This window comes from Serratia sp. GW822-FHT06E05, assembly GCF_058799445.1.
In genome coordinates this window covers 82,607-95,221 of sequence record NZ_JBXALM010000010.1, presented here as the reverse complement: position 1 = coordinate 95,221, position 12,615 = coordinate 82,607, and the positions used below count along the sequence as shown (strand labels likewise).

The following is a 12,615-nucleotide window of genomic DNA, read 5'->3' as shown; positions in this document are numbered from 1 at the left end:
GAAGCTTCTTTCTAGATTAGCAAACTATAGATGCATCGTGTTTCGGATAAGTCCTTATCTCTGTAAGAGAAAGTGACATTGAAACTGTGCGGGGGATACAAAAATATTAACGGGAGCGGCTTACGCTCGCTCCCGTTGGGGGATTACTCAGAGGCGGGTTTTTTCTTGCTGCGCATCAGATTGAGCGCTTCTACCGACATCGAGAAGAACATCGCAAAGTAGATGTAGCCTTTAGGTACATGCACCTGGAAGCTTTCCAGCATCAGGGTGAAGCCCACCAGGATCAAGAATGCCAGCGCCAGCATTTTCACCGAAGGGTGACGGTTAACGAACTCGCCAATCGGCCGGGCGGCAAACATCATAACGCCCACGGCAATCACTACTGCTGCCATCATGATAAACAGATGATCGGACAGGCCTACCGCGGTGATCACTGAATCCAGGCTGAAAATGATATCCAGCAGCATGATCTGCACGATGGCACCGAAGAAGCCGTGCACTTTAGTGTGGTGCTCTTCGTCCGACCCTTCGATGGTTTCATGGATCTCTTTACTGGCTTTCCAAATCAGGAACAGCCCGCCCAGCAGCAGGATCAGATCGCGAGCCGAAACGCTGTGATCCATGATGGTAAACAGCGGATGGGTCAGACGGATCACCCAGGCGATAGAGGCCAACAGCCCCAGACGCATTAACATTGCGCCGGCCAGCCCGATGCGACGCGCCTTGTTCTGCTGGGCTTTCGGCAGTTTAGACACCACCAGGGAAAGGAAAATAATGTTATCAATACCCAGAATGATCTCAAGAATGGTCAGCGTACCTAACGCTAACCAGGCATTGGGATCCATAATCCATTCGAACATTGCCTAGCCACACCTTAATAAAAAGCAAAGGCTGAATTATACGCGTTTATTGATACGGCGACACTGTTAGCTAAACACAGCCTAAACAAAAGCGATCAGATTAAGAAATGTCTTGCCAGCAGCGCGGCGGTGAAACTTTTTTTCAAATAGAAACCGCGCGGTAATGTGAGGATCGGCTGACCTTGTTCGCCGATGGCTTCGGTCAGGGCTTTACTGTTGGCCGCCTTGGGGCGTAGTTGCAGCACTTCACCGTGTCGTGCGGTGATCCGTTCTACGTGGCCAAGCACAATCAAATCCATCAGTTCTTCCCAGTCGCGGCGCAGCATCTCTTCTTCTTCTTCGTTCGGGCTCCACAACAGTGGTGAACCTATGCGCCGCTGTGCCAGCGGAATCTGCCGCTCGCCTTCCACCGGGATCCACAGCACCCGCGCCAGCTTATGGCGTACGTGGCTGCTGGCCCAGGTGACGCCGCTGTTGCCGGTCAAGGGCGCTACGCAGACGAAAGTGGTTTCCAGCGGCTTGCCGGCGGCGTCTATCGGGATGGTTTTCAGCTCGATGCCCAACTCGGGAAAATCCTGTTCCGGCTTGCTGCCGGCCATGGCGCCAAGATACTGCTCCAGCAGCATGCCAACCCATCCTTTATCCCGCTTCAGGTCTTTGGGAATAGGCAACTGCGCACGTGTCGCCAGTTCTCCCAACTGACAGCCGGCAAGCTGCTGCGCCCGTTCAAACAGTTGCTGTTCATTTTCTGGAGGAGGGGGCAGAGGAGATAAAAACGCCATAATGCGAACCTGCTAGATTTGGTTGAAAAATGTACTGTATTTGTACACAGCGAACCTTGGTGGGTAAGGTCTGGGGAAAAGAATAATAGTAGCATGATTTTCCATGACTTTTTTCCCGCTACATGACGGAGGAAAAATTCAGGGCGACGCTTGTGCACCTGAAGCCACCGACAATAAACAGGATCTTACACCTATTTATCCACAGATTTATGGGATAACCCAAATTTTTACCGATCACTGGTTCGATTTACAGCCTTGACTCAGGTTTTTTTTTGCGAAATTGTCCGTTTTGTGCGTAACTCACACGGATAATCTGTGGATAAAAACGACGTTGGTGGATCTTTCGCCAGGGTAAGATCCTAAACGGATATAGATCACATTTTTACTCTGTGTAGGGTTGTTGATAAATAGATAACTTTATGTTTTTAGTGATATATTTTTGTTTTTGTTTTTATGGTGATTTTGAGTTCGCCGGAGTTTTACCGGCTTATCCCTTGAGTTCTTCACACACCTATCCACAGAAAAAGTGAATAAAACCGCGTGTAAACGGCTTCGCATGTTTATAACTTTGCCATTATCTGTGAGTTATCCCAATGTTATCCGGTCTGCACCGCCGCAAAGCAGTGGTTTACCGCCTGTAGCTTGTGTGAAACAATCAGGGTATCTATGCGAATTTAAGCTTATCGAGGTAGTCCGGTGATCGATGATGATGGCTACCGCCCGAATGTTGGTATCGTAATCTGTAATCGTCAGGGGCAAGTCCTGTGGGCTCGCCGTTACGGTCAACACTCCTGGCAGTTTCCCCAAGGGGGGATCAACCCCGGTGAAACCGCAGAACAGGCAATGTACCGTGAGCTGTTCGAAGAAGTGGGGCTGAGCAAAAAGGATGTGCGTATCCTGGCCTCAACCCGCAACTGGTTGCGCTATAAATTGCCAAAACGTTTGGTGCGTTGGGACACAAAGCCGGTTTGTATCGGCCAAAAGCAGAAATGGTTTCTTTTGCAGTTAATGTGCAATGACGCTGATATCAATATGCAACGCAGCAGCACGCCGGAGTTTGACGGCTGGCGCTGGGTGAGCTTTTGGTATCCGGTGCGCCAGGTGGTGTCGTTCAAACGCGACGTTTACCGCCGGGTGATGAAAGAATTCGCCGTCACCGTGATGCCGATGCAGGAGCAGGCAGCGCAGCGGCAGACCCCCGCTTATCGCCGGAAGAGAGGTTAAGTTAAGCCGACTATGCTCACGCGCTTGCGAGAAATTGTTGAGAAGGTGGCCGCGGCGGCCAGCCTGACTGATGCGCTGGATCTTTTGGTCAATGAAACCTGTCTGGCAATGGATACGGAAGTCTGTTCCATCTATCTGGCAGACAATGACCGCCGCTGTTATTACCTGATGGCGACACGCGGGTTAAAAAAACCGCGTGGGCGCACTATCGCACTGGCCTTTGATGAAGGCATCGTCGGCCTGGTTGGGCGCCGTGCGGAGCCGATTAACCTGGCGGACGCGCAGAGCCACCCCAGCTTCAAATATATTCCCCAGGTGAAGGAGGATCGGTTCCGATCCTTCCTCGGCGTGCCGATCATTCATCGCCGCCAACTGCTGGGCGTATTGGTGGTTCAGCAGCGTGAGCTGCGCCAGTTCGACGAAAGCGAAGAGTCTTTTATGGTGACGCTGGCCACGCAAATGGCCGGTATCCTATCCCAATCGCAGCTTAACGCTCTTTTTGGCCAGTATCGCCAGACGCGCATTCGTGCGCTGGCGGCATCGCCAGGCGTGGCAGTGGCTGAAGGTTGGCAGGACAGCAGCCAGCCGTCACTCGATCAGGTTTACAAGGCCTCAACGCTCGATACCGCCAGCGAACGTGAACGCCTGACCCAGGCGCTGGAAGAAGCCGGGGCGGAATTCCGCCGTTTCAGCAAGCGCTTTGCCGCCAGCTCGCAAAAAGAGAGCGCGGCGATTTTCGATCTTTACTCTCACCTGCTGAACGACGCCCGTCTCAAGCGCGAACTCTTCGCCGAGATCGATGCCGGCTCCGTGGCCGAATGGGCGGTGAAACAGGTGATCGAAGTCTTTGCCGCCCAGTTCGCCAGCCTGCAAGACACCTACATGCGCGAGCGCGCCAGCGATCTGCGCGCGCTCGGTCAGCGTCTTTTATTCCACCTCGACGATACCACTCAGGGCGCAACCCAGTGGCCGGCGCGTTTTGTGCTGGTAGCCGATGAACTGACCGCTACCCTGTTGGCCGAAATGCCACAGGACAGGCTGGTCGGCGTGGTGGTCCGCGACGGTGCCGCCAACTCACACGCGGCTATTTTGGTGCGGGCGATGGGTGTGCCGACGGTGATGGGGGCGGATATCCAGCCTGCATTGCTCAGCCAGCGCCTGCTGATTGTCGATGGCTATCGCGGCGAGCTGCTGGTTGATCCTGAGCCGGTGCTGGTGCAGGAATACCAGCGGCTGATCAGCGAAGAGCTGGAATTAAGCCGATTGGCGGAAGACGATGTCGAACAGCCGGCTCAGCTCAAAAGCGGCGAGCGAGTGCAGGTGATGCTCAACGCCGGTCTTAGCCCGGAACACGAGCAATTGCTGGGAGGGCGCGTCGATGGCGTCGGCCTCTACCGTACCGAAATTCCATTTATGCTGCAGAGTGGCTTCCCTTCCGAAGAGGAACAGGTCGCCCAATATCAGGGTATGTTGCAGCTCTATCCGAACAAGCCGGTGACGCTGCGCACGCTGGATATCGGCGCCGATAAGCAGCTGCCTTATATGCCTATCAGCGAAGAAAACCCCTGTCTGGGTTGGCGCGGTATCCGCATCACCCTGGATCAGCCGGAAATCTTCCTGATCCAGGTGCGCGCCATGCTGCGTGCCAATGCCGGTACCGGCAATCTGGGCATTTTGCTGCCGATGATCACCAGTCTGGAAGAGATCGACGAGGCCCGACGCCTGATCGACCGCGCTGGGCGGGAAGTAGAAGAAGTGCTGGGGTATGAAATTCCCAAACCCAAACTTGGCGTAATGCTTGAAGTGCCGTCGATGATCTTCCTGATCCCGCATCTGGCCGGGCGGGTGGAGTTTATTTCGGTCGGTACCAACGACCTGACTCAGTACCTGTTGGCGGTGGATCGCAACAATACCCGAGTGGCTTCGCTATACGACAGCCTGCATCCTTCCATGCTGCAGGTGCTCAAGATGATTGTCGTTCAGGCCCAGGCCGTCGGGCTGCCGGTGGGGTTGTGCGGTGAACTGGCCGGCGATCCCATGGGGGCTTTGCTGCTGGTGGGCATGGGCTACCGCAACCTGAGCATGAACGGACGTAGCGTGGCGCGGATCAAATATCTGCTGCGGCATATTGAGCTCTCCGACGCCGAAGTGCTGGCGCAGCGTGTACTCAGTGCTCAAATGACCACTGAGGTGCGCCATCAGGTGGCGGCGTTTATGGAGCGGCGCGGCATGGGCGGGTTAATCCGCGGTGGCAAGTAACGCCGCAGGCTGACTGATTTTTTTACAGAACTTTTCCCAGCAGTCCAGTCCGGAGACGCTTAAGCTTATGCTATTATCCGCCTCCTCACTGTGTTGAAAGCAACGGAAAAAGTGCTCCTGCTGCGTTTCACCGCGTTTGGCACCTGCCGCCCCCGGATGGGGAAGAATAATAGACATGTTGTGGTGATAGATGACCAATAGCTATCTGGCGTTTCCTAAATTTGATCCGGTGATTTTCTCTATCGGTCCGGTCTCTCTGCATTGGTACGGTCTGATGTACCTGGTTGGCTTCGTTTTTGCCATGTGGCTGGCGGTGCGCCGTGCCAACAAACCGGGCAGCGGCTGGACCAAGGATGAAGTAGAGAACCTGCTGTATGCCGGTTTCCTCGGTGTGTTCGTCGGTGGCCGCGTTGGCTATGTGTTGTTCTACAACCTGCCGCTGTTCCTGGATAACCCGCTCTATCTGTTCAAAGTCTGGGATGGCGGTATGTCGTTCCACGGCGGCCTGATGGGGGTTATTCTGGTGATGTTCTGGTTCGCTCGTCGTACCAAACGCACCTTCTTCCAGGTTTCTGATTTTATTGCCCCGTTGATCCCCTTCGGCCTGGGTGCCGGCCGCTTGGGCAACTTTATCAACGGCGAACTCTGGGGCCGTGTTACCACCGATACGCCATGGGCGATGCTGTTCCCAAGTTCACGCGCGGAAGACGTAGCGCTTGCCGCCGCCGATCCGCAACTGCTGCCGATCCTGAATCAATACGGCGTGCTGCCGCGCCACCCGTCCCAGCTGTATGAACTGCTGCTGGAAGGCGTGGTGCTGTTTATCATTCTGAACCTGTTTATTCGCAAACCGCGGCCGATGGGCGCCGTTTCCGGCCTGTTCCTGATTGGTTATGGCGTATTCCGCATTATCGTCGAAGCTTTCCGTCAGCCGGATGCCCAGCTCGGCCTGTTCGACGGCGTAATCAGCATGGGGCAGATCCTGTCCGTTCCTATGGTGGTGGCCGGTATTATTATGATGATTTGGGCGTATCGTCGCCGCCCGCAGCAACAACTGTCGTGAGGAACAAATGAAACAGTATCTGGATTTGATGAACAAAGTGCTCGCCGAGGGCACCCCTAAAGCCGACCGTACCGGCACTGGCACGCTGTCGATTTTCGGCCACCAGATGCGTTTCAATTTGCAGGAAGGCTTCCCGTTAGTGACCACCAAAAAATGTCACCTGCGTTCGATCATCCATGAACTGTTGTGGTTCCTGAACGGCGACACCAACGTGGCTTACCTGAAGGAAAACAAGGTCAGTATCTGGGACGAGTGGGCCGACGAGAACGGCGACCTTGGCCCGGTGTACGGCAAACAGTGGCGTGCATGGGGAGCCGCAGACGGCCGTCAGATCGACCAGTTGACCACGGTGCTGAACCAGCTGAAACAGGATCCGGATTCACGCCGCATCATAGTCTCGGCCTGGAACGTGGGTGAATTGGACCAGATGGCGCTGGCGCCATGCCATGCGTTCTTCCAGTTCTACGTGGCGGACGGAAAATTATCCTGTCAGCTGTACCAGCGCTCGTGCGATGTGTTCCTCGGCCTGCCGTTCAACATTGCCAGCTACGCGCTGTTGGTGCATATGATGGCGCAGCAATGCGATCTGGAAGTGGGTGATTTCGTCTGGACAGGCGGCGATACCCACCTGTACAGCAACCATATGGAACAAACCCAGCTGCAGCTGACCCGTGAACCGCGTGCCTTGCCAACGCTTTTGATCAAACGCAAACCGGCATCGCTGTTCGATTACCGTTTCGAAGACTTTGAAATCGAAGGGTACGATCCGCATCCCCCAATCAAAGCACCGGTTGCTATCTGATTTTCTCCGCATAAGTTACCCCCAAGGGCGCACAGGTTGCGCCCTTATTTTTTTCTGCCGCCCCTCTCTGCGCACTGCATCGCATTTTGTTGTGCTTGTTCACCAGTTGCATAGAAAGCCTGCGCGGTGCGCTTCAAGGCCAAAAAGCCCCCCTTTACCCTGTTGCGGGCCTGATTACACTGGCCGCCATGAACGACGAGATGAATTTTAACCCCGATGGCCAGCGCGGCATGACGCTGATAGAACTGCTGGTGGTGATTACCCTGGCGGGTCTGCTGACGGGCTGGGGTGTCAGCCACTGGCGTCATTATCAGCAGGCTTTGCGGTTGGAACACACTGCACAACAACTGCTGGCTTTTCTCAACCGGTTGCAGGCTGATGCCAACTGGCACAACCGCACGGCGCTGCTGGGGATTAAACCCGGAACGACCTGGTGTATCGGTGAAGGTCAAACGCCTGCGAATTGCGCTGCACTCGACGATGACATCTTCAAGCCGCATTACCCTGATGTGCGGCTGACAGGCCATACCCAAAAAGAGATGGGGTTTTATGGCCTGCGCAATAATGCGCAGGCAGGGCATATTGTGCTTAGCAACGGTGCAGGCAGCCTGAGGTTGGTGCTTTCTGCCAAGGGGCGACTGCGACTGTGCAGCGAAGGGGTGAGCATCAGGGGGGTTGCGCTATGTCAGCCTTAGAGCGGGGTTTTACGCTGCCGGAGGTGATGTTGGCGCTGACGTTCGGCAGCCTGATTGCGCTTGCTGCCGCCAAAACCTATCCGGTTTTACGTCAACACAGCGTCGATGTCGGCAGGCACTACCGGCTGGAGTCGGTACTGCGGCAATTGGCCTTCGGCATCGAGAAAGATCTGCGCCGTGCGGGGTTTTGCGCCGGTCAGTGCCGTGGGCAACCAATACTGCTTAGCCACCTTCCTGGAGAAGCGGCGGGCAGTTGCGTGATTATCGCCTATGACATCAGTCGTAACGGCCATTGGGAGGCTTTCGGCGCCGATGCCGACTATTTCGGTTATCGCCTGCGCCAGGGGATGTTGGAAGGGCAGCGGGGTATTAATCATTGTCGGGGCGGTGGCTGGGAACGTCTGATCGATAACGACGAAGTGCGTATCGAAGCCTTCAGCGTAAAGACCAACCTGGGTGAAAACGGAAAAACCTGGGCTACGCTGGCGCTGAGCGGCCGTGCGAAAGCGGACGACGGTATACGGCGCAGCCTGGTCTGGGCGGTCAATATGGCTTCTCTGCCATGAACATTAGTGTCGAACGAGGCGGCAGTACCCTGGCGGCCGTAATGATGCTGTTGGTGATGGGGCTGATGCTGTTGAATGCCCAGCACCGGCAATTGGATAGCGCTTTGTTATTGGCGACCGACGAGAAGCGCTATTTACGGGCTTACAATCAGGCCGCTTCCGCGCTCAGTTGGGGTGTGGCCCAGACTTGGCCTCGCGGGCAATTGAGCGTCAATGGCTGGTGGTGCCGGCAAGCCGACGCGCTACGCGCCTGCGCAAAATTATCCTCCCAGGCGGGTATTGTCCTGGTGCGTGGTGAAGCACCGATGAATGGCGCAGAGCCTTTGCGGTTATATCAACGGAGCAAACCTGAGGGCGCAACCGGAGAGATTGCGCTCAGAGCAGAAACCGGCGGGTGGCTGGATTTTTGCCCTGAAAAAAAGCAGGCGGACTGTGAGGATTAACCCAACTGATGCATCTGACGCAACCTTATGGCGCCAGCGGGGCTTCAGCTTGCCGGAGGTCTTGATTGCCGCGTTGCTGTTCGCGGTGTCGCTACTGGGGTTGTTACAGTATCATCAGGTGCTGTTGCAGTCGTTCCAGCGTCAGTGGCAGTATCGACAGGCGTGGTCGTTGGCGCACCAGCATCTGGAAGTGTTCGCCGCTACCGGTCGCATGGATGCCGGGCTGCCGCCACTGGCACCCGGCTGGCGGCGTGAGACCAGCTTGAGCAGCCCACAGCCTGCCTGTCAGCGGTTAGTGGTAAGAATACAAACGCCCCAACAGCAGTGGGCGGAACTCAGTCGTTGGTACTGCATGCGCCAGTGAGCTGGCACATATTTTGTTTTAAGGGAGCGCCCAATGTTTAAGGTTTATCACTCCAATCAGTTGGACGTGTTAAAAACGCTGACCAGCATTTTGATAGCCAGAGAGCCCTTGGCCGATCCTTTCCAACAGGAAGTGGTGCTGGTGCAGAGCCCCGGTATGGCGCAGTGGCTGCAGATGCAACTGGCGGAGCAGTTCGGCATCGCCGCCAACATTGCTTTCCCCCTGCCGGCTACCTTCATCTGGGACATGTTTACCCGGGTGTTACCGGGTATCCCGAAAGAGAGCGCCTTCAGCAAAGACGCCATGACCTGGAAGCTGATGTGGCTGCTGCCCGATTTACTCACCCAGCCTGAATTTGCTCCACTGCAGCATTACCTCACCGACGACGATGACAAACGTAAAATTCACCAGCTGGCCGGTCGGGTGGCTGACCTGTTTGACCAATACCTGGTGTATCGCCCGCAATGGCTGGAAAGCTGGCAGAAGGGCGAACGCGTTGACGGACTGGCGGAAGCGCAGCAATGGCAGGCCCCGCTGTGGGCGTGCCTGGTAGAGTACACCGCGGAATTGGGGCAGCCGGAATGGCATCGCGCCAACCTGTATCGCCGTTTTATCAACGAGCTGGAAAAGGCACAGCAGCCCCCGGCGGGATTGCCGCCACGGGTCTTTATCTGCGGCATTTCGGCATTGCCGCCGGTCTATCTGGAGGCCCTCCAGGCGCTGGGCAGGCACATTGACGTCCACCTGATGTTCACTAACCCTTGCCGCTACTACTGGGGAGATATTCAGAGTCAATCATTTCTGGCGAAATTGCAGAGCCGCAAACGACGCCATTATCAGGATCAAACCGAATATGCGTTATTCAAAGATCCTGAAAATGCCGCCGCACTGTTTAATGAAGCCGGTGAGCAAGACCTGCCGAACCCGCTGTTGGCCTCATGGGGCAAGTTGGGACGCGACCACCACTTTTTGCTTTCGCAGATCGAATCTGCGCAGGAAGTTTTCGCATTTGTCGATATCCCTGCGGACAATCTGTTGCATGGCATTCAGTACGATATGTTGGAGCTGAAGAACAGTGCGGTTATCGGCACCACGCCGGAAACGCTGGAAAGCAGCGCCACCAAACGACGACTGGATCCTGCCGATCGCTCCATCAGCCTGCACGCTTGCCACAGCCCGCAGCGTGAAGTTGAGGTGCTGCACGATCAGTTATTGAGCATGTTGGCGGATGACCCTGAGCTGACGCCGCGCGACATTATTGTGATGGTGGCGGACATCGACAATTACACGCCTTATATCCAGGCGGTATTCGGCAATGCCTCCCCAGAACGCTACCTGCCGTTTGCCATTTCTGACCGCAAAGCCAGCCAGGCCCACCCGGCGCTGCAGGCTTTTATCTCGCTGTTGGATCTGCCGCAGAGCCGTTTTACCTCAGAGCAGGTGCTGGCACTGCTGGAGGTTCCCGCACTGGCGGCGCGATTCTCCATCCGGGAAGAGGGCCTGCGTCTGTTGCGCCATTGGGTCGGGGAATCCGGCGTACGCTGGGGCCTGGATGACGACAACGTGCGCGAACTGGATTTGCCCGCCACTGGACAGCACACCTGGCAATTTGGCATTACGCGTATGCTGTTGGGTTACGCCATGGACAGCAATGCCGGTGACTGGCAGGGGGTCTTGCCCTACGACGAATCGAGCGGATTGGTCGCCGAGCTGGCTGGGCAGCTAGCTGAGCTGCTGGCGGCGTTGAGCCGCTGGCGGCAACGACTGGGGCAACTGCGTACGCTGCCGGAATGGCAGCCGCTGTGCCGCCAACTGCTGGAGACCTTCTTTGAGCAGGACGGCGAAACCGAAGTGGTGCTGGCGCTGATTGAGCAGCAGTGGAACAAGCTGTTCGAGTTCGGGTTGGCGGCCCGTTATCCCGATGAGGTGCCACTATCCATCCTGCGTGATGAACTGGCGTCACGCCTCGATCAGGAGCGGATCAGCCAGCGTTTCCTGGCCGGGCAAATCAATTTCTGCACCCTGATGCCGATGCGTTCCATCCCGTTTAAAGTGGTGTGCCTGCTGGGCATGAACGACGGTGTTTATCCGCGTACATTGCCGCCGTTAGGCTTTGATCTGATGGCACAGCAGGTCAAGCGTGGCGATCGTAGCCGCCGTGATGATGACCGCTATCTATTCCTGGAGGCGATACTGTCGGCGCAGCAACGGCTGTATATCAGCTTTATTGGCCGTTCCATTCAGGATAACAGCGAACGTTACCCTTCGGTGTTGGTGACCGAGCTGCTGGAATACCTTGAACAGAGCTACTGCCTGCCGGGGGATGAAGCGTTGGACGCCGATGGCAGTGCAAAACGCGTGGGTGAGCACTTGCTTAACTGGCACTCGCGCATGCCGTTTGCCGCCGAGAATTTCCTGCCCGGTACCGAAGATCAGAGCTACGCCGCGGAATGGCTGCCGGCCGCCGACGGAAAAGGGGCTGCTCATCCACCGTTCAATCAGCCTCTGCTGCCGGAAGCACAAACCCAGATCTTGCTGGATGACTTGCTGCGATTCTATCGCCACCCTATCCGCGCCTTCTTCCAACTCCGTCTGGGGGTCAGCTTCATTCTGGAAGAAACCGAACTGCCGGATGAAGAGCCCTTTACCCTGGATAATCTCAGCCGTTATCAGTTCAACAGCCAACTGTTGAATACCCTGATTGACGGTGAGGACGCCACGCGCCTGTTTCAGCGAGTTCGTGCCGCCGGCGGATTACCCTTTGGCCCATTCGGTGAAATTTATTGGCAGAAGCAGCAGGAAGAGATGGCTGAACTGGCTGAGCAGGTGCGGGCAGAGCGTAGCGAAGGGCACAGTCTTGAACTGGATATCGACATTGCCGGCGTGCGCATTAGCGGCTGGTTGCATCAGGTTCAGGAAGACGGGCTGTTACGTTGGCGGCCATCCACCCTGTCGGCCGTCGATGGGATATTGCTGTGGCTGGAGCATCTGGTGTACTGCTGCGCCGGTGGCACAGGGGAAAGCCGTATTTACGGTCGCAAAGGGGCAGCCTGGCGTTTTGCCGCCCTGAGCGCAGAGGATGCCCATGAGCAACTGGCCGAATTGGTGGCCGGTTATCAGCGTGGTCTGTGTCAGCCGTTGCTGTTGCTGAACAAAAGCGGCTGGGCTTGGCTAAGCCAATGTTACCAGCAGGAAACGCAGCAGATTGACTGGGATGAAGAGGTGCAAATCAAGGCTCGAGCCAAGCTGCTGCAGACCTGGCAGGGCGATCAGCGCATTCCGGGAGAAGGCGAAGACCCTTATGTGCAGCGGGTATTCCGGCAGTTGGATAATCCTTCTTTAGCGCAAATTCTGGCCGAAACAGAACGTTACCTGCTGCCGGTTGCGCGACATAACCTTGGGTAACAATCCCCCGGTGGTACTGATTGCCGGGAGGTGGTAAAAATAATTAGGGTTATATTCAACTATCGGGGTCAGCTCCGGTCTTACATAACGTACAAGCATATAGATATTATTGTGTTGTGTTGTTTTGATGTACGCCGTCAACGTCAGGGATT

Annotated in this window: 11 protein-coding genes; 9 read left to right on the top strand and 2 right to left on the bottom strand. The window is 56.0% G+C overall.

All coding sequences use genetic code 11. From position 1 onward, the window contains the following. Positions 1-143: 143 nt before the first annotated feature. Positions 144-860 carry a TerC family protein gene (locus tag AC1RKC_RS20165; protein ID WP_020828401.1) on the bottom strand — a complete coding sequence of 239 codons (717 nt, stop codon included), beginning with the start codon at positions 858-860 and terminating at the stop codon, positions 144-146. Between the two features lie 95 nt (positions 861-955). Further along, positions 956-1,642 carry a DNA mismatch repair endonuclease MutH gene (mutH, locus tag AC1RKC_RS20160; RefSeq protein ID WP_046372754.1) on the bottom strand — a complete coding sequence of 229 codons (687 nt, stop codon included), beginning with the start codon at positions 1,640-1,642 and terminating at the stop codon, positions 956-958. Between the two features lie 696 nt (positions 1,643-2,338). Between mutH and rppH the strand changes: the two genes are divergently transcribed. From rppH to recC, 9 genes are all read left to right on the top strand, one after another. Beyond that, positions 2,339-2,866 (top strand): RNA pyrophosphohydrolase, encoded by a 528-nt coding sequence (gene rppH / locus AC1RKC_RS20155; RefSeq protein WP_012146527.1) that lies wholly within the window; start codon positions 2,339-2,341, stop codon positions 2,864-2,866. Positions 2,867-2,878: 12 nt separating this feature from the next. Then, positions 2,879-5,125 (top strand): phosphoenolpyruvate--protein phosphotransferase, encoded by a 2,247-nt coding sequence (gene ptsP, locus AC1RKC_RS20150; RefSeq protein ID WP_020828399.1) that lies wholly within the window; start codon positions 2,879-2,881, stop codon positions 5,123-5,125. A 190-nt stretch (positions 5,126-5,315) separates the two neighbouring features. Beyond that, positions 5,316-6,188, top strand: coding sequence for a prolipoprotein diacylglyceryl transferase (gene lgt, locus AC1RKC_RS20145; protein ID WP_020828398.1), 873 nt, complete (start codon positions 5,316-5,318; stop codon positions 6,186-6,188). Between the two features lie 7 nt (positions 6,189-6,195). Next, positions 6,196-6,990, top strand: coding sequence for a thymidylate synthase (gene thyA / locus AC1RKC_RS20140; RefSeq protein WP_020828397.1), 795 nt, complete (start codon positions 6,196-6,198; stop codon positions 6,988-6,990). A 188-nt stretch (positions 6,991-7,178) separates the two neighbouring features. Then, the gene (locus AC1RKC_RS20135; RefSeq protein ID WP_046372755.1) at positions 7,179-7,685 is read left to right on the top strand and encodes a prepilin peptidase-dependent protein; all 507 of its coding nucleotides are present in this window, start codon (positions 7,179-7,181) and stop codon (positions 7,683-7,685) included. Beyond that, positions 7,673-8,251, top strand: coding sequence for a prepilin peptidase-dependent protein (locus AC1RKC_RS20130; protein WP_048760803.1), 579 nt, complete (start codon positions 7,673-7,675; stop codon positions 8,249-8,251). Before AC1RKC_RS20135 ends, AC1RKC_RS20130 begins: the two co-directional genes overlap by 13 nt. After that, positions 8,248-8,694: a YgdB family protein gene (locus AC1RKC_RS20125; protein WP_493092746.1), complete on the top strand. Its 447-nt coding sequence runs from the start codon at positions 8,248-8,250 to the stop codon at positions 8,692-8,694. Before AC1RKC_RS20130 ends, AC1RKC_RS20125 begins: the two co-directional genes overlap by 4 nt. Then, positions 8,684-9,058, top strand: coding sequence for a prepilin-type N-terminal cleavage/methylation domain-containing protein (locus AC1RKC_RS20120; RefSeq protein WP_048760808.1), 375 nt, complete (start codon positions 8,684-8,686; stop codon positions 9,056-9,058). The genes AC1RKC_RS20125 and AC1RKC_RS20120 overlap by 11 nt, the downstream gene beginning before the upstream one ends. Before the next feature lie 33 nt (positions 9,059-9,091). Further along, positions 9,092-12,463, top strand: a complete 3,372-nt coding sequence (gene recC, locus AC1RKC_RS20115; RefSeq protein WP_493092747.1) for an exodeoxyribonuclease V subunit gamma — start codon at positions 9,092-9,094, stop codon at positions 12,461-12,463. The last annotated feature ends 152 nt before the right edge of the window (positions 12,464-12,615 follow it).

Bases quoted from the DNA above. Each gene is read 5' to 3' on its own strand.
- thyA (WP_020828397.1), top strand. From the start codon at position 6,196: ATGAAACAGTATCTGGATTTGATGAACAAAGTGCTCGCCGAGGGCACC.
- mutH (WP_046372754.1), bottom strand. From the start codon at position 1,642: ATGGCGTTTTTATCTCCTCTGCCCCCTCCTCCAGAAAATGAACAGCAA.
- recC (WP_493092747.1), top strand. From the start codon at position 9,092: ATGTTTAAGGTTTATCACTCCAATCAGTTGGACGTGTTAAAAACGCTG.
- AC1RKC_RS20125 (WP_493092746.1), top strand. From the start codon at position 8,248: ATGAACATTAGTGTCGAACGAGGCGGCAGTACCCTGGCGGCCGTAATG.
- lgt (WP_020828398.1), top strand. From the start codon at position 5,316: ATGACCAATAGCTATCTGGCGTTTCCTAAATTTGATCCGGTGATTTTC.
- AC1RKC_RS20135 (WP_046372755.1), top strand. From the start codon at position 7,179: ATGAACGACGAGATGAATTTTAACCCCGATGGCCAGCGCGGCATGACG.
- AC1RKC_RS20165 (WP_020828401.1), bottom strand. From the start codon at position 860: ATGTTCGAATGGATTATGGATCCCAATGCCTGGTTAGCGTTAGGTACG.
- AC1RKC_RS20130 (WP_048760803.1), top strand. From the start codon at position 7,673: ATGTCAGCCTTAGAGCGGGGTTTTACGCTGCCGGAGGTGATGTTGGCG.
- ptsP (WP_020828399.1), top strand. From the start codon at position 2,879: ATGCTCACGCGCTTGCGAGAAATTGTTGAGAAGGTGGCCGCGGCGGCC.